The sequence below is a fragment of the Microbacterium sp. NPDC008134 genome (assembly GCF_042957055.1).
Lineage (GTDB): Bacteria > Actinomycetota > Actinomycetes > Actinomycetales > Microbacteriaceae > Microbacterium.
In genome coordinates this window covers 194,077-210,752 of record NZ_JBIBHO010000002.1, presented here as the reverse complement: position 1 = coordinate 210,752, position 16,676 = coordinate 194,077, and the positions used below count along the sequence as shown (strand labels likewise).

Genomic DNA, 16,676 nt, shown 5'->3' with positions numbered 1-16,676 from the left:
ACAACGGGGCTTCCCTGTGCGGACGATGCGGCTCAGGCCAGGAACGATGCGACGCGCGCGCGGATCTCGGCGGCGATCGCGCCGGCGGGTGCGGATGCGTCGATCACGAGGAAGCGCTCGGGTTCCGCCGCCGCCAACCCGAGGTACGCGTCACGCACGCGGCCGTGGAACTCCGCCTTCTCGGCCTCGAGTCGATCGAAGGGCTTGTCGGCCGAGTCGAGCCGGGTGCGCGCAGTCTGCGGGTCGAGGTCGAGCAGCACCGTCAGGTCGGGAAGCGCGCCTTCGGCGGCCCAGAGCGACAGGTCGCGGATCTCGGTGGCATCGAGCACACGGCCCGCCCCCTGGTACGCGACGGATGAGTCGAGGTAGCGATCCTGCAGCACGATGTCGCCACGCTCGAGTGCGGGGCGGACGACGGTCGCGACGTGGTGCGCCCGGTCCGCCGCGTACAGCAGCGCTTCGGCACGGGGAGCGATGTCGCCGCGGTGGTGCAGCACGATATCTCGGATCAGCTGGCCGACCTCCGACCCACCGGGCTCGCGCGTGCGCACGACCTCGTGCCCGGCATCCGACAGCCAGGTCGCGAGCAGATCCGACTGCGTCGTCTTGCCCGAGCCGTCACCGCCCTCGAGCGTGATCCAGCGACCGCGGACTGCGGTCACGAACCGGCCTTCTTCGCTGCGGCGTTCGCGGCGCGCGTCGCCGCCGCCTTCTTGGCGGCCGCCGATCGGGCCGCCGACTTCTCGGCATCCGTCGGGGCCTTCTTCGCCGACTTCTTGGCGGGAGCCTTCTTCGCCGGCGCCTTCTTCGCCGCCGCTCGCGAGCCTCGCTTGGGGGCGGGGCCCTTCGCGCGCTTGTCGGCCAGCATCTGCACGGCGATCTCGAACGTGATGTCCTCGGGCTTCTGGCCGCGCGGGATCGTGACGTTGGTCTCGCTGTCGGTCACGTAGGCCCCGAAGCGACCGTCGCGGATGCGGATCGGTTTGCCGCTGACCGGATCGGCGTCGAACTCGGCGAGCGCGCTGGAAGCCCGGCGAGCTCCGTACTTGGGCTGCGTGTAGATCTCGAGCGCCTGCTCGAGGGTCACGTCGAAGATCTGGGACTCGCTCTCGAGCGAACGTGAGTCGGTGCCCTTCTTCAGGTACGGCCCGAAGCGTCCGTTCTGCGCCGTGATCTCGTCACCCGACTCGGGGTCTACACCGACGACGCGCGGGAGGGTGAGCAGCTGCAGGGCGGTGTCGAGATCGATCTCGTCGACCGACATCGACTTGAAGAGCGATGCGGTGCGCGGCTTGGGCGCGGCTTCCTTCTTCGTGCCCCGCTTCTTCGGGGCTTCGACGACCTCACCGGTCGCCTCGTCGACCGCCGCGTCCTCGGACACCGGGTCGTTCTCCTGTACGTACGGCCCGAAGCGCCCGTCCTTGACGACGACGATCTTGCCGTTCTCGGGGTTCTCCCCCAGGACGCGGTCGCCGGCGACGGGAGCGTCGATGAGTTCCTGCGCCTTCGTGGCCGTGAGCTCGTCGGGTGCGAGATCCTCCGGAACGTTGACGATGCGCGGCTTGGCCTCGGGATTCGCCGGGTCGGCGACCTCGAGGTAGGGGCCGTACTTGCCGAAGCGCAGCGTCGCGGTGTCGGTGATCGGCGTCGAGTTGAGCGCACGCGCATCGATCTCGCCGAGGTTGTCGACCACCTTGCGCAGACCGACGTGCGCGTCGGAGCCGAAGTAGAAGCCCTTCAGCCACTCGACGCGGTCCTGCTCGCCGCGCGCGATCGTGTCGAGGTCGTCTTCGAGCGCGGCGGTGAAGTCGTAGTCGACCAGTTCGGCGAAGTGCTCTTCGAGCAGGCGGACGACGCTGAAGGCGAGCCAGGTGGGCACGAGCGCCTGACCGCGCTTGACCGCGTACCCGCGATCGAGGATCGTCTCGGGAATCGTCGCGAACGTCGACGGACGCCCGATGCCCTTCTCCTCGAGCACCTTCACGAGCGATGCCTCGGTGTACCGCGGCTTCGGCGTCGTGCGGTGGCCCTTGGCCTCTGCCTCGGAGACCGCCAGCTCGTCGCCCACGGCGACGGCCGGGAGCGACTGGTTCTCGGCGGCATCCGCATCGCCGCGCTTCTCGTCGCGACCCTCTTCGTACGCCTCGAGGAAGCCCTTGAACGTGTAGACCGTCCCGGACGCGGTGAACTCGGCGAGCTGGTCGGCTGCCTGCACCGCGATGGTGACGGTCGTCGTCTCGTACTTGGCGTCGGCCATCTGGCTGGCGACGGTGCGCTTCCAGATCAGGTCGTAAAGGCGCTGCTCGTCGCGGTCAAGCTCGGATGAGAGCGACGCGGGGGTGCGGAAGTTGTCGCCCGAGGGACGGATCGCCTCGTGGGCCTCCTGGGCGTTCTTGCTCTTCGACTTGTACACGCGGGGCTTGAGCGGCACCGCCGAGTCGCCGTAGAGCGCGACCGCCTGGCTCCGCGCCGCCTGCACCGCCTGGGTGCTCAGCGACGTGGAGTCGGTACGCATATAGGTGATGTACCCCTTCTCGTAGAGGCGCTGGGCGACGCTCATCGCCTGCTTCGCCCCCATCGAGAGCTTGCGGCCCGCCTCCTGCTGCATCGTCGAGGTGGTGAACGGGGCGTAGGGGCTGCGGGTTCCGGGCTTGGCCTCGACCTTGGTCACCGTGCCTGCGCCTGCCGACTCGACCGCCTGAGCGAGAGCGTGCGCCTTCGCCTCGTCGAGCACGACGACGGCCTTCTTCAGGGCACCGCGGTCGTCGAAGTCGGTCCCGCGGGCGAGCTGGCCGCCGTCGACGCGCACGAGTCGGATTCGGAACGAGGTTCCGGTCGCGGCCGCTGCGGCGTCGACGTCCCAGTAGTCGGCCGAGACGAACGCCATGCGCTCGCGCTCCCGATCGACGATCAGGCGGGTCGCGGCGGACTGGACGCGCCCGGCCGAGATGCCGGTCTTGACCTTGTACCAGAGGACGGGCGAGACGTCCCAGCCGTAGAGACGATCGAGGATGCGACGGGTCTCCTGCGCATCGACGAGCGCGTGGTCGAGTTCGCGGGTGTTGCCGACCGCCGCCTGGATCGCGTCCTTGGTGATCTCGTGGAAGACCATGCGCTTGACGGGGACCTTCGGCTTGAGGGTCTCGAGCAGGTGCCAGGCGATCGCCTCGCCCTCGCGGTCCTCATCAGTGGCGAGCAGGAGCTCGTCGGCGGTCTTCAGGGCGCGCTTGAGCTCGGCGACCGTCTTCGTCTTGCGATCGGAGACGACGTAATAGGGGTCGAAGCCGTTCTCGATGTCGATCGAGTACTTCCCGTAGGCCTCCTTGTCGGCGGCCGGGATGTCGCGCTTGTCGGCGAGATCGCGGATATGGCCGACGGAGCTGAGCACCTCGTAACCGTCGCCGAGGTATCCCTGGATCGACCGCATCTTCGTCGGAGACTCGACGATGACGAGCTTCTTGCCTTCAGCCAAGGGTGCGTCCTTTCTTCGAAGCACACCATACACACCCCTGCTATCCGGGTGTGTCGCAGTGAGGAGGTACGTTCTGCCGTCATTCGCCTTCGGGTGGCCCGGCGCGGGCTCGGGAGACGGCAGCGACTCCAGCGTACGCCGACTCGACCTGCACGGTCGCCACGAAGCCGTCGATCGAGCATCCGGTGAGGGTCGCTCCCCCGGCCGCGGCCACCCGCGCGGCGAAGGCGCAGGGGTCGTCGGCGACGACCACGGCGCCGCTGACGGCGTCGGCCGCGGCGAGCGCCGCCGCATCCGCCGCGCCGGCGACCCGCTGCGCCGTGACAGCCGCTCCGCCGACCGCGGCGAGCCCGAGGGCGAGGCCCGTGGCCGCGACGAGGATGCCGGCGGCGAGCGCGGAGCCCGCCATCAGAGCCCACCGGCCAAGGCGCAACTCGAGGCTTGGAGAGGCACGCTGATGAGGCTCCCGACGGCGACCGTCGCGTGCGCGGTGACGCAGACGAAATCACCCGAGTTCGACGATGACATGCTGGCACCGGGTGCCGCACGCCCGACGGCATCGGCGGCGCGCCCCGAGTCTTCTCCTCTTCCGAGGAGGCGCGCGGCATCGGCTGCTGCGTCCTGCAGCGACACCTGACGGGCGGCGGCGCCGAGCGCTCCGGCACCGAGCGCGAGAACGAGCACGACCGCCGGCAGAGCGAGGGCCAGCTCGGCGGCGACCGATCCCCGGTCGCCGCCGAGCCGCGTGAGTCGCATGCGAGGCATCACGCCACGGTCAACGCCCGGCGTACGAGATCGGTGAGGATGCCGCGCACCTCGTCGGAGCGCATGATGACCACGAGCAACCCGGCGAAGGCGACGGCGGCCATCGTGGTGATTGCATACTCGGCCGTCGCCGCGCCGGATTCGTCGCCGAACAGCGAGGCGGCCCGGCGCCGGTCGAGAGGGGGAAGTGGGTTCATGGTGTTCCTTCTTTCTGATGTGACGCGGTCGCGTCGTCGTTCCGCTCATATCGGGAGCGGTGTGGAGGTCAGGACGGCGAGAAGCATCGGGGCGATTCCCAGCAGCAGGAAGGCGGGGAGCGTGCAGACGCCGAGCGGGAGGAGCAGCCGCGTCGACAGCCGCGATGCACGCAACCTGCCCTCGACCCGTGACGCATGCCGCTCCTGGGCGGCCGACGCGCGGAGGAGTTCGACGGCGGGGACACCGGCGGCGCGAGACAGCTCGATCACGTCGAGCGCTCGATCCGCTCCCCCGTGGGCGACCGCTCCCACCTCATCGAGGAGGCTCAGCGCCCGATCGATCGACGCTCCGCCCGCCAAGGCCACGGCGATGAGTTCGGCGGGCATGCCGGGCGTTCCCGGGGACGGACGTGCCCTCCGGAGGAGGCTCGCCGTCCAGGCTCGCGCCAGGAGAACGAGACCTCCTCCGACGACAACGCACGCGGTGCCGATCGGATTGCGCACGATCACGCCGATCGTGTCGAAACCGAGGGCGAATCCCAGGAGCAGGCCGGCGAGCGGCATCCAGAGCAGCAGACGCGCCGTGCCGGCGGGCTCTGCGAGCGCGACGCGCACGTCGTCGGCCGCGGACGCGGCGTCGCGCAGCGTCTCGGCGAGCGTGCGCAGCACGTCGGCGAGCGGGGCACCCACGATGGTCGCGATCTCCCAGGCCGCGGCGAGGTCGCGCCATACCCCGCCCTCCGCCTCGATCGCGGCGGCGATCTGATCGCCCGCGTCGATGCGCGACACGATCGCGATCGCGTGACGGTCACCGGTGTCGGCGAGATGGCGCCACGCGACGGTCGGTATGGCTCCTGCGTGCAGCAGAACGGCCAGCATCAGAACGGAGGTCGCGGCATCCGTATCGTGCACTTCCGTGCGTGATCGACGCCTCACCACGGCCGCACCTCCTCGATCGTCAACCGCTCGTCCGTGAGCGCGAACGCCCCGGCCTGTGCGATGCGCCTGGTTCCGCAGGGGTCGCGCACGAGGTGGAGCACGATGCTGAACGCGCTCACCGTCTGCCGTGCCAGCGCCGTGGCGTCCATCCCCGCGAGCGCGCCGAGCGCCTCCAACCGTGCGGGCACGTCGGTGAGTCCGCTCGCGTGCAACGTGCCCGCGCCGCCGTCGTGTCCGGTGTTGAGTGCGGTGAGCAGCTCACGGATCTCCTCGCCGCGGCACTCGCCCACGATGAGCCGATCGGGCCGCATGCGCAGCGACTCCCGCACGAGCCGGGCGAGGGTGATTCCTCCCGCGCCCTCGAGGTTGGCCTGCCGCGCTTCCAGGGCGACATGGTGCGGATGCCGCGGCCGCAATTCGGCGACGTCTTCGATGGTCACCAGACGCTCCGAGTCCGTCGCCTCCGACAGCAGCGCGGAGAGCAGCGTCGTCTTCCCCGTGCCCGTTCCGCCGGTGATCAGCAGGTTCGCTCGTTCCCGCACGAGCGTCGTGAGCCACCGGTGCATCCGCTCGTCGAAGCACCCGAGGGCCGCGAGCGCATCGAGATCGGCAGCCCGCACCCGCGGGATGCGGATCGAGATCGCGGTTCCGCTGGCCGCGACGGGCGCCAGCACGGCGTGCACGCGGATGCCGGAATCGAGCCGTACGTCGACGCACGGCGACTGGTCATCGAGATGACGCCCACCGAGGCCCACGAGCGCGACCGCGAGATCGCGGACCTCGCGCTCGGACGCCCGCCACTCGGGCACGGGCTCGGCACCGTCTCCACGATCGAGGAACAACCCGCCATCGCCGTTGACGAAGAGGTCGGTGACGGAATCGTCGGCGCAGTGCTCGGCCAGCATCCCGAAAGCGGGATCGATCCGCAGCGGATCGGGCCCCATCGGCGCGGAGGCACCGTGCGGACTCTCAGCGCCCCGGGGCTGGAGGATGAACGGATCGGCCATGCCCCGACGATAGGCAACGACGGAGGCCCCGCTGATCCGCGGGCGCGGTCACTGTGCAGAACCTGCAGCATTTCCGCGCCGTGCAGAAACAACCACGGCGTGCGGCCGGCAACGAGAAAGGCGGCACCTCACGGGGGGAATGAGGTGCCGCCCGGGGCGGGCACCGATCGGGGGAATCGGGCGCGCCAAGGCCGGAATGAGTATTCGGCTGAGGTCGAGTGTACGCAAGGCAACCGTACTGACAAAACCGACGCGACTACCGACTTTCGGCAGTATTGGTCCTCCGTGGGCGAGACTAGATTCGCCCTGTCCCGGACGCACCACCCGGGATCGACCCCAGCCGCAAAGGAGCGTCTGCCGATGAGCAGTCAGATCGACCACCTTCTCGATGAGAACCGTCAGTTCCCACCGTCCGAGGAGTTCGTCGCCCAGTCGATCTCGTCCCCCGAGCTCTACGAGCGCGCCGCCGCCGACCGCGAGGGCTTCTGGGCGGATCAGTCGCGCGAACTGCTGCACTGGCACACGCCGTTCACGCAGGTGCTCGACTGGTCGGCGCCGCCGTTCGCCAAGTGGTTCGACGACGGCGAGCTCAACGTCGCGTACAACTGCCTCGACCGACACGTCGAGCAGGGCAACGGCGATCGCGTCGCGCTGCACTGGGAGGGCGAGCCCGGCGACAGTCGCAGCATCACTTACGCCGAGCTGACGGATGAGGTCAAGCGCACGGCCAACGTGCTCGCCGATCTCGGCGTCGGCCAGGGCGACCGCGTCGCCATCTACCTGCCGATGATCCCGGAGGCCGTCGCCGCGATGCTCGCGGTCGCGCGCCTCGGCGCCATCCACTCGGTCGTCTTCGGCGGGTTCAGCGCCGACAGCCTGCGCGCACGCATCGACGACGCCGGCGCGAAGGTCGTCATCACGGCCGACGGCGGCTACCGCAAGGGACGCGTCTCGGCCCTCAAGCCCGCCGTCGACCAAGCACTGAGCGACCGCGGCGACGGCGAGCAGCTCACGGTCGAGCACGTGCTCGTCGTCAAGCGCGGCGGCAACGACGTCGACTGGGTCGAGGGACGCGATGTCTGGTGGCACGAGGCCGTGCCCGCGGCATCCGCCGATCACACCGCCGAGGCGTTCCCCGCCGAGAACCCCCTCTTCATCCTCTACACGTCCGGCACGACCGGGAAGCCGAAGGGCATCCTGCACACGTCCGGCGGATACCTCACGCAGGCCGCGTACTCGCACAAGTACGTCTTCGACCTGCACGCCGAGAGCGACGTCTACTGGTGCACGGCCGACATCGGCTGGATCACCGGGCACTCCTACGTGACCTACGGTCCGCTCGCGAACGGCGCGACGCAGGTCATCTACGAAGGAACGCCGGATGCCCCGCACCCCGGGCGTTGGTGGGAGATCATCGAGAAGTACGAGGTGTCGATCTTCTACACCGCTCCGACCGCCATCCGCTCGTTCATGAAGATCGGACGCAGCGTCCCGCAGAAGTTCGACCTGTCGTCGCTGCGCGTGCTCGGATCGGTGGGAGAGCCCATCAACCCCGAGGCCTGGATGTGGTACCGCGAGGTCATCGGCGGGAATCGCACGCCCATCGTCGACACGTGGTGGCAGACCGAGACGGGCGCGATCATGGTCTCCCCGCTCCCCGGCGTGACCGCCACGAAGCCGGGCTCGGCGCAGGTGCCGCTGCCCGGCATCCGCATCGACGTCGTCGACGAGCAGGGCCACGACGTCGGCAACGGCAACGGCGGCCTGCTCGTGGTGACCGAACCCTGGCCGAGCATGCTGCGCGGCATCTGGGGCGACCCGGAGCGTTTCCGCGAGACCTACTGGGAGAAGTTCGAGGACAAGGGCTACTACTTCGCCGGCGACGGCGCGCGCCTCGACGACGACGGCGACCTCTGGCTGCTCGGACGTGTGGACGACGTGATGAACGTCTCGGGCCACCGCCTCTCGACGGCCGAGATCGAGTCGTCGCTCGTCGCGCATGAGGCGACAGCCGAGGCGGCCGTCGTCGGAGCATCCGACGAGACGACGGGGCAGGCGGTGGTCGCCTTCGTCATCATCAAGGAGAGTTATCTCGCAGCCCATGACCCGGCCGGCCTCGCCCAGCAGCTGCGCCTGTGGGTCGGTGAGCAGATCGGCGCGATCGCCCGCCCGCGCGACGTCTACGTCGTGGGCGAGCTGCCCAAGACCCGCTCGGGCAAGATCATGCGCCGCCTGCTGCGCGACGTCGCCGAGGGGCGCGAGGTCGGCGACACGACGACACTGGCCGACACCGCGGTCATGACGATCATCTCGTCGCAGGTCAAGTAACGCCGGGATACGAGAACGCCCCCTTCGATTCGGAAGGGGGCGTTCTTCGTGACGAGCGGATGCTCAGGCGAGGACGAAGGTGACCTCGACCTCGACGGGGCTGTCGAGCGGCAGCACGGGCACTCCGACGGCGGCGCGCGCATGGCGGCCCGCGTCGCCGAAGATCTCGCCGAGTACCTCGCTCGCGCCGTTGATGACTCCGGGCTGACCCGAGAACTCGGGAACGGATGCCACGAACCCGCCGACGCGCAGGACGCCGGCGATCCGGTCGACACCGCCCGCGGCGTCCGCAGCGGCGGCGAGAGCGTTCAGCGCGCAGGTGCGCGCGTAGGACTTCGCCGCATCGGCGTCGACCGCCGCGCCGACCTTGCCGGTCGCCGGAAGAGCGCCGTCGGTGAACGGGAGCTGACCGGACGTGTAGACGAGACCCGAGTGCACGACGGCCGGGACGTACGCGGCGACCGGGGCGGCGACGGCGGGAAGCTCGATGCCGAGGTCGGCGAGGCGGGCGGAGATGCTCACGCGGCACCGCCCTCGAACTGGCGGGCGGCCTGCGCCGCGGCCGCGAGACCGGTGTCGTTGGAGCCGTCCTGCGTGACCGGACGCTTGAAGTAGGCGACGAGTCCGCCCTCGGGACCCTGCACCACCTGGACGAGCTCCCAGCCCTGCTTGCCCCAGTTGTTGAGGATCGCAGCGGTGTTGTGGATCAGCAGCGGCGTGGTGAGGTATTCCCACGTGGTCATGGCACTCCATCGGATCGTCGTGCGGGCGCGGCGGACGAACGCGGGCCCGTCAAAGGCGGTATTCAGGGAACTCCCCTACGATCAAGCGTATGCCTCAAAAGAACCGTACGGTGAAAGGCGTGCTCGGTGGTCTGCTCGGGCTCGTCGGCCTGAGCGCCGTCGCCGGCCTTCTTGTCACCACCAGCGTCACGCCCGTCCTCGCGATGGCCGGCATCGCCGGCAACAGCGCGGTGACGCTGTTCGAAGACCTCCCCGCGAACCTCGACGTCAACGCGCCGATGGAGCAGTCGACCATCTACGCGACCAACCCGGACACCGGCGAGAACATCGCTCTCGCGTCGTTCTACGAGCAGAACCGCGTGCCGGTGACGTACGAGCAGCTCTCGCCGACGCTCATCAACGCGATCCTTTCGAGCGAGGACAAGAACTTCTACAGCCACGGCGGCGTCAACCTCGGCGCTACCGTCAAGGCCGTCATCGACAACGTCCGCGGCACCTCCTCCCGCGGTGCATCGACCATCACGCAGCAGTTCGTGAAGAACGTGCAGATCCAGGAGTGCGAGCAGAAGGCCGACACGGCTTCGGAGACGTACTCCGAGGACCTGCAGCAGTGCTGGCTCGACGCCACCAACGCCAGCGGTGCCGACGGCATCGAGCGCAAGCTGCAGGAGATGCGCTACGCGATCCAGATCGAGAAGACGTCGTCGAAGAACGACATCCTGCTCGGCTACCTCAACATCGCGAACTTCGGTGGAACCGTCTACGGCATCGAGGCAGCAGCCAAGTACTACTTCTCGGCCTCCGCGTCGAATCTCACGATCGCCCAGGCCGCGACGCTGGCCGGTATCGTGCAGAACCCGAACACCCTGCGCATCGACCGCGCCGAGGGCGAGAACTCCGCGGCCGACGGCTATGCGGACACGCTTGTCCGTCGGCACTACGTGCTCAACCGGATGCTCATCGACGGAAAGATCACCCAGGCAGAGTTCGACGAGGCCGATGCATCGCCCATCGAGCCCAAGATCACGCCGACCGTGCAGGGCTGCGCGACCGCCGGCCAGAACGCCTACTTCTGCCAGTACGCCAAGTCGATCATCGAGAACGACCCGATCTTCGGCGAGACCCGCCAGGACCGCAGCGAGCTGCTGCGCCGCGGCGGACTGAAGATCTACACCACGCTCGACCTGCGCGTGCAGGGTCCCGCCGCCCAGGCCATGGCCGACAACGCTCCCGGCAACATGGACAACCAGTACTTCGGTGCCGCCGGCGTCTCGCTCAACACCACGAACGGCAACATCATCGCGATGACGCAGAACACGACGTTCAGCGAAACGGTGACCGACGACCAGGCGTTCACCTCGATCGTGTTCGCGGGCGACCGCGTCCACGGAAACTCCGACGGCTTCCCGGTCGGATCGACCTACAAGCTGTTCACTCTCATCGACTGGCTCGAGAAGGGGCACTCCGTGCGAGAGACGCTCAACGGAGCCGTGCAGAAGAACCTCAAGATGAACGTGTGCAGCGGAACGCAGACCGTCGACACCGCCAAGATCGGCAACTTCGGCGGCAACCGCGGATACACGAGCAACGTACTCAACTTCACGGCGCAGTCGCTGAACAGCGGGTACTTCGCGATGGCTTCCAAGCTCGACATCTGCGACATCAACGAGGTCGCCGATCGCATGGGCGTCACGTATGGCACGGGTGCGAAGGTCACCGACTCGAACGTGCCCTTCGACGTACTCGGGCCGAAGAACATCTCCCCCATGGCGATGGCTGCGGCCTACGCGACCGTCGCCAACGGCGGCACCTACTGCGCCCCGCGCGCGATCGAGAAGGTGGTGAATGCGGATGGCACCGAGCACGAGATCCCCCCAGTGTCGTGTAAGGAGGGCGTGCTCACGCCCGAGGTCGCCGCGACCGCCGCGTTCGCGCTGCAGGGCGTCATGGCGAGCGGTGGCACCGGCTCTCGGGCCAACCCCTTCGACGGCACGCCGATGATCGGCAAGACCGGAACTCACAACCGCTCGGGCACGATGATGATCGAGTCGAGCACCAATGTCACGACCGCGGTGTGGGCCGGACGCTGGCAGGGCGAGGCGGACATCTTCCAGGTCCCCTCGCAGAAGGGCGGACTTCTCAACGAGATCCGTTACCCCATCGCGAGGGCCGCGCAGGCGGCCGCGAACGATGTGTACGGCGGAAACGCGTTCCCCCAGCCCGACCCGAATCTCTCTCGTCAGATCCTCACGGACGTACCCAGTGTCGTCGGCATGACGATCGAGGAAGCGACCGCTGCTCTCGAAGGCGCTGGGTTCACGGTTTCGGTGGGAGCGCCCGTCGATGGAGCCCAGGCGACGAACATCGTCGCGGCGCAGGATCCGTCCGGGCAGGCCCCGAGTGGGGCGACCGTCACGATCTCGCCCAGCAACGGGCAGGCCGTGGCCGTGCCGGAAGACATCATCGGCAAGTCGAGGACGGCGGCGTTCGCGTCCCTCGCCGGTGTGGGGCTCAACGCCAAGTTCGAAACTTCGTGCAACGAGAACGGCGCGAAGGTCAGCAGCACCGACCCCACGCCCGGATCGGCCACGACCAAGGGCACGACCGTGACCGTGGTCTGCGAGTGACCCGCACTTCTTCGGTGCACCCGGCCCTCATCGCGCTCGGCGCGGTGGGGGCCGTGGGCGTTGCGGCCGCGGTGTGGGGCATCGGCATCGAGCGCTACCTGTTCACGGTGCGCGAGGCCGAGGCATCCGCTCTGCCGCCGGGCTCCGCTCCCCTGCGTATCCTGCACCTCTCCGACGCGCACATGGCGCCCTGGCAGCACCGCAAGCAGGACTGGCTCGCCTCGCTCGCGCAGCTGAAGCCCGACCTCATCGTGAACACGGGCGACAATCTCGGCCACCGCGAGGGGCTTGAGGGCATCCGTCGGGCGTTCGATCCGTTCGCGGGCATACCCGGCGTCTTCGTGCACGGTTCGAACGACGTCAACGAGCCCTCGCCGCGCAACCCGTTCAAGTACTTCACCGGGCCGTCGCGGCACACGAGCGCCCCGAAACTGCTCGACACCGATGCGATGGACCGCTACTTCACCGACGAGCTCGGCTGGACGGATCTCAACAACTCCGCCGCGCGACTCTCGGTGGCGGGGCGCGACATCGACCTCATCGGCGTGAACGACGCCCACCGCGACTGGGACCGCCTCGAAGACCTCCCCGACGCCATCGCGGCGCTCGGCACGGCGACCGCCGGCACGCCGGTGCTCGGCGTGACGCACGCACCGTACCAGCGGGTGCTCAACGGGTTCATCGATCTCGGTGCCGATGCGATCCTCGGCGGCCACACCCACGGCGGCCAGGTGTGCCTCCCCGGGGTCGGCGCCCTCGTCGCGAACTGCGACATCCCGCTGAAACAGGCCAAGGGACTGAGCACGTGGGCGCACGGCGACCGCGCGGTTCCGCTCAACGTCAGCGCCGGCTGCGGTCACTCGATCTACGCTCCGGTGCGCTTCGCCTGCCGACCGGAGGCGACGCTGCTCACGCTCACCGCGCGGGAATGAGCGCTCGATTGGGCGCTCGCGACTTTTCCTTGTAGACTCGGAGGGTTGCAAAACGGGGTGTGGCGCAGCTTGGTAGCGCGCTTCGTTCGGGACGAAGAGGTCGCAGGTTCAAATCCTGTCACCCCGACCAGTAACACCGGAAAGGCCGCCCTGCGGGGCGGCCTTCTCTGTACCCGATCTCTGTACCCCGACCGCGACCGAAGGGACGGCATGGGCTCGCTCCTCCCCCCGCCTCGTCGCGGTACGCGCGCCTGGGCTCTGGGCCTCGGCATCCCTTTCCTCGCAGGTCTCGTCGCGCTCACCCTCACGCCCTCGCGCGTCGAGCAGCGCATGCCCAATCTGCTCGATGTGATCCTCTCGACCGTGCACCGCCTCGGCTGGGCGTCGCTCGACTTCACCCGCCTCGAGATCCTCGCGAACGTCCTCGTGTTCGTACCGGTCGGCATCCTCGCGTTCGTCCTGCTCCCCCGTCCGGCGTGGGGTCTCGCCTTCCTCGTCGGCCCCGCGATCTCGATCGGCATCGAGGTGTTCCAACGGATTGCCCTGCCGCATCGCGCGGCGACCGTGTCCGACGTGATCGCGAACTCGACCGGATCCACGATCGGGGTCGTCCTGGCGGTGTTGTCCACATTCCTCGTCGCCGTACTCTCCGGCCCATCCCCATCTCGTAGGCTGGAAGCATCATGACCGCGCCCTCTCTCGTCGCCTTCGACCTCGATGACACGCTCGCCACCTCGAAGGCGGCGATCACCCCGCGCATCGCCACCCTGCTCCAGGCACTGCTCCACCGGGTCGACGTCGCGATCATCTCGGGCGGAAACGAGACGCAGTTCCGCACCCAGGTCATCGCCCAGCTGACGGATGCGGATGCCGCCACACTCGGCCGACTGCATCTCCTGCCCACTTGCGGCACTCGCTACCTGCGCCACGACGGCACGGAGTTCTCCACGGTCTACGCGCACGACCTCACCGACGACGAGAAGTCCGCCGCCCTCACCGTCCTGCGCGAAGAGGCCGAGCGGCTGGGCCTCTGGGAGGCCGAGCCCTGGGGTGAGATCCTCGAGGACCGCGGCTCGCAGATCACCTTCTCCGCCCTCGGACAGCGCGCGCCGAGCGAGGCGAAGCATGCGTGGGACCCGACGGGAACGAAGCGTGCTGCCCTGCGCGACGCCGTCGCCGCCCGTCTCCCCGGTCTCGAGGTGCGCTCAGGTGGGTCGACGTCGATCGACATCACCCGCGCCGGCATCGACAAGGCTTTCGGCATGACCCGCCTCGCCGACCTCACCGGCATCCCGCTCACCGACATGCTGTTCTACGGCGACCGGCTCGACGAGGGCGGCAACGACTACCCCGTTCGCGCGATCGGCGTTCCCTCGGTCGCCGTCGACGGCTGGGAGGACACCGCCGACAAGCTCGACGCGCTCCTCCCCACCCTCTGACCCGCCCGTCGCGCGGATCCGTCCCTCGCGCCCGCTCCGGGCCTAGCATGGCGGCATGGACGCTCTGCTCATCGTCATCGTCGTCGCTGCCGTCACCAGCCTCGTCTGCTGGGTCCTCTCGCTGATCAGCCGCGACACCTCGTGGGTCGACCGCGCGTGGTCGATCGTGCCGGTCGCCTACGTGTGGATCTTCGTGAGTGTCGCCTTCGCCGAGGGCGACGGCTCGGCCCGCCTCGTCGTGATGGGCGTGCTCGCCGCGGCGTGGGGCGCACGCCTGACCTTCAACTTCGCCCGCAAGGGCGGGTACACCGGCATGGAGGACTACCGCTGGGCGATCCTTCGCGGGCGCATGCGCCCCTGGCAGTTCCAGCTCTTCAACCTGTTCTTCATCATCGCATACCAGATGACCCTGCTCGTGCTCATCACGCTCCCCGCAATGGTCGCGGCCGAGCATCCGTCGGCGATGACCGGGTGGGACGTGCTGTTCATCGCCGCGTTCGTGGCCTTCCTCGCCGGGGAGACGGTCGCCGACCAGCAGCAGTGGGTGTTCCACCAGCGCAAGAAGGCGGCGGGCGGAACGCTCTCCCCCGGCTTCGCGACCACCGGGCTCTTCCGCTACAGCCGCCACCCCAACTTCTTCTTCGAGCAGGCGCAGTGGTGGGCGTTCTACGCACTGGGCGCGAGCGCGGCGGTCGCCGGCGGGGCAGGAGTCGTCGGAGGAGCGCTGAACCCGACGATCGTCGGCGCCGTGCTGCTCTCAGTCCTGTTCATCGGCTCGACGATCTTCACCGAGTCGATCACCGCCGCGAAGTACCCCGCGTACGCCGAGTACCGCCGCACGACGTCGATGCTCGTGCCCTGGCCGCCACGGCGAAGCGCCGTCGCTCCCCAGACCTGAGAAGGGGCGACGGCGCTCGTCGATCGAAAGAGCGGATGCCGTCAGCGCACCAGTGCCTCGGCGGCCGGACGCGACACCGGCACGAGCCGTTGCAACTGCGTGACGTGCCCGGGCTCGAGCTCGGCCAGGGTCGAGACGCCGAGGAGGCGCATCGTGCGCTCGATCTCGCTGCGCAGGATCGCAATCGTGCGGTCGACGCCCTGACGGCCGCCGGCCATCAGTCCATACAGGTACGCACGACCGATGAGCGTGAAGTCCGCGCCCAAGGCCACCGCGGCGACGATGTCGGCGCCGTTCATGATGCCGGTGTCGATCATCACGGTGAAGTCGTCGCCGACCGCCTGTCGTACGCTCGGCAGCAAGTGGAACGGGATCGGTGCGCGGTCGAGCTGGCGCCCGCCGTGGTTCGACAGCACGATGCCGTCGACGCCCGCGTCGCGCAGGCGCACGGAGTCCTCGACGTTCTGCACGCCCTTGATCACGATCTTGCCGGGCCAGATGTCGCGGATCACGGCGAGGTCGTCGTAGCTGATGGTCGGGTCCATCGCGGCGTCGAGCAGCTCGCCGACCGTGCCGCCGGTGGTGCTCAGCGAGGCGAACTCGAGCTTCGGGGTGGTGAGGAAGTCGTACCACCACCACGGGCGCGGAATCGCGTTGACGATCGTTCCGAGCGTGAGCTGCGGCGGGATGCTGAAGCCGTTGCGCTTGTCACGCAGGCGAGCTCCGGCGACCGGGGTGTCGACCGTGAACTGGAGGGTGTCGAATCCGGCCGCGGCGGCGCGGCGGGTGAGCTCGTAGGAGATCTCGCGGTCGCGCATGACGTAGAGCTGGAACCAGTTGCGTCCGGGAACCGGTCCCTGAGGCTCTCGAAGAGTGGCCTCTTTCACGCCCTCGATCGAGGTCGTGCCGAGGGTCGACAGCGTGAACGGGATGCCGGCGGCGGCCGCCGCACCCGCGCCCGCCGACTCTCCCTCGGTCTGCATGAGTCGCGTGAATCCTGTGGGCGCGATGCCGAACGGGAGCGCCGACGGACCCCCGAGGATGTCGACGGTCGTGTCGACCGTCGGCGCCGGACGCAGGATGCCGGGGTGGAACTCGACGTCCTGGAACGCCTGGCGCGCGCGGGTGAGCGAGAGCTCGCCCTCGGCTGCGCCGTCGGTGTAGTCGAAGGCCGCCTTCGGGGTGCGGCGCTTGGCGATCAGACGCAGGTCGTCGATCGTGAGCGCGGCGTCGAGGCGACGCTTGCGTCCGTTGAACTCGGGCTTCTTGAACTTCATCAGGTCGAAGAGCTCGGCGGGCTTGGGCACCTGGCGCTGAACCATGGCGGTC

General features: G+C 69.0%; 16 protein-coding genes and 1 tRNA gene. 7 read left to right on the top strand and 10 right to left on the bottom strand.

Annotation, left to right across the window (positions count from 1 at the left end):
* Positions 1-32 precede the first annotated feature (32 nt).
* From tmk to ACFY9N_RS11480, 7 genes are all read right to left on the bottom strand, one after another.
* Entirely contained in the window at positions 33-662 is a 630-nt protein-coding gene (tmk, locus tag ACFY9N_RS11510; protein WP_391478715.1) for a dTMP kinase, read from the bottom strand.
* Entirely contained in the window at positions 659-3,472 is a 2,814-nt protein-coding gene (gene topA, locus ACFY9N_RS11505; protein WP_391478713.1) for a type I DNA topoisomerase, read from the bottom strand. Before topA ends, tmk begins: the two co-directional genes overlap by 4 nt.
* Positions 3,473-3,551: 79 nt before the next feature.
* Complete coding sequence (locus ACFY9N_RS11500; RefSeq protein ID WP_391478712.1) at positions 3,552-3,881, bottom strand: helicase; 330 nt, start codon at positions 3,879-3,881, stop codon at positions 3,552-3,554.
* A complete protein-coding gene (locus ACFY9N_RS11495; protein ID WP_391478711.1) occupies positions 3,881-4,237 on the bottom strand; it encodes a TadE family type IV pilus minor pilin in 357 nt (118 codons plus the stop codon). Before ACFY9N_RS11495 ends, ACFY9N_RS11500 begins: the two co-directional genes overlap by 1 nt.
* The gene (locus ACFY9N_RS11490) at positions 4,237-4,434 is read right to left on the bottom strand and encodes a DUF4244 domain-containing protein (RefSeq protein WP_391478709.1); all 198 of its coding nucleotides are present in this window, start codon (positions 4,432-4,434) and stop codon (positions 4,237-4,239) included. The genes ACFY9N_RS11495 and ACFY9N_RS11490 overlap by 1 nt, the downstream gene beginning before the upstream one ends.
* Before the next feature lie 45 nt (positions 4,435-4,479).
* Positions 4,480-5,370, bottom strand: a complete 891-nt coding sequence (locus tag ACFY9N_RS11485) for a type II secretion system F family protein (RefSeq protein ID WP_391478708.1) — start codon at positions 5,368-5,370, stop codon at positions 4,480-4,482.
* On the bottom strand, positions 5,367-6,380 hold the full coding sequence (locus tag ACFY9N_RS11480) for a TadA family conjugal transfer-associated ATPase (protein ID WP_391478707.1): 1,014 nt from the start codon (positions 6,378-6,380) through the stop codon (positions 5,367-5,369). The genes ACFY9N_RS11485 and ACFY9N_RS11480 overlap by 4 nt, the downstream gene beginning before the upstream one ends.
* Positions 6,381-6,740: 360 nt before the next feature.
* On the opposite strand from ACFY9N_RS11480, the gene acs reads away from it, so the two are divergent.
* Entirely contained in the window at positions 6,741-8,708 is a 1,968-nt protein-coding gene (acs, locus tag ACFY9N_RS11475; protein WP_391478705.1) for an acetate--CoA ligase, read from the top strand.
* Positions 8,709-8,771: 63 nt separating this feature from the next.
* On the opposite strand, the gene ACFY9N_RS11470 is transcribed toward acs, so the two are convergent.
* Both ACFY9N_RS11470 and ACFY9N_RS11465 read right to left on the bottom strand, forming a co-directional pair.
* The gene (locus tag ACFY9N_RS11470; RefSeq protein ID WP_391478704.1) at positions 8,772-9,230 is read right to left on the bottom strand and encodes a RidA family protein; all 459 of its coding nucleotides are present in this window, start codon (positions 9,228-9,230) and stop codon (positions 8,772-8,774) included.
* Positions 9,227-9,451 (bottom strand): hypothetical protein, encoded by a 225-nt coding sequence (locus ACFY9N_RS11465; protein WP_391478703.1) that lies wholly within the window; start codon positions 9,449-9,451, stop codon positions 9,227-9,229. The genes ACFY9N_RS11470 and ACFY9N_RS11465 overlap by 4 nt, the downstream gene beginning before the upstream one ends.
* 89 nt (positions 9,452-9,540) lie before the next feature.
* Between ACFY9N_RS11465 and ACFY9N_RS11460 the strand changes: the two genes are divergently transcribed.
* The 6 genes from ACFY9N_RS11460 (at position 9,541) to ACFY9N_RS11435 (ending at position 15,347) form a co-directional block, all read left to right on the top strand.
* Entirely contained in the window at positions 9,541-12,078 is a 2,538-nt protein-coding gene (locus ACFY9N_RS11460; RefSeq protein ID WP_391478702.1) for a transglycosylase domain-containing protein, read from the top strand.
* Entirely contained in the window at positions 12,075-13,010 is a 936-nt protein-coding gene (locus ACFY9N_RS11455; protein WP_391478701.1) for a metallophosphoesterase, read from the top strand. Before ACFY9N_RS11460 ends, ACFY9N_RS11455 begins: the two co-directional genes overlap by 4 nt.
* 53 nt (positions 13,011-13,063) lie before the next feature.
* Positions 13,064-13,140: transfer RNA gene (locus ACFY9N_RS11450), tRNA-Pro, on the top strand.
* Between the two features lie 80 nt (positions 13,141-13,220).
* Positions 13,221-13,697: a VanZ family protein gene (locus tag ACFY9N_RS11445; protein WP_391478700.1), complete on the top strand. Its 477-nt coding sequence runs from the start codon at positions 13,221-13,223 to the stop codon at positions 13,695-13,697.
* Entirely contained in the window at positions 13,694-14,449 is a 756-nt protein-coding gene (locus tag ACFY9N_RS11440) for an HAD-IIB family hydrolase (RefSeq protein WP_391478698.1), read from the top strand. The genes ACFY9N_RS11445 and ACFY9N_RS11440 overlap by 4 nt, the downstream gene beginning before the upstream one ends.
* Before the next feature lie 55 nt (positions 14,450-14,504).
* Positions 14,505-15,347, top strand: a complete 843-nt coding sequence (locus tag ACFY9N_RS11435; RefSeq protein ID WP_391478697.1) for a DUF1295 domain-containing protein — start codon at positions 14,505-14,507, stop codon at positions 15,345-15,347.
* Between the two features lie 41 nt (positions 15,348-15,388).
* Here ACFY9N_RS11435 and ACFY9N_RS11430 read toward each other — a convergent pair whose 3' ends face one another.
* Positions 15,389-16,669 (bottom strand): alpha-hydroxy-acid oxidizing protein, encoded by a 1,281-nt coding sequence (locus tag ACFY9N_RS11430; RefSeq protein ID WP_391478696.1) that lies wholly within the window; start codon positions 16,667-16,669, stop codon positions 15,389-15,391.
* Positions 16,670-16,676: the final 7 nt, after the last annotated feature.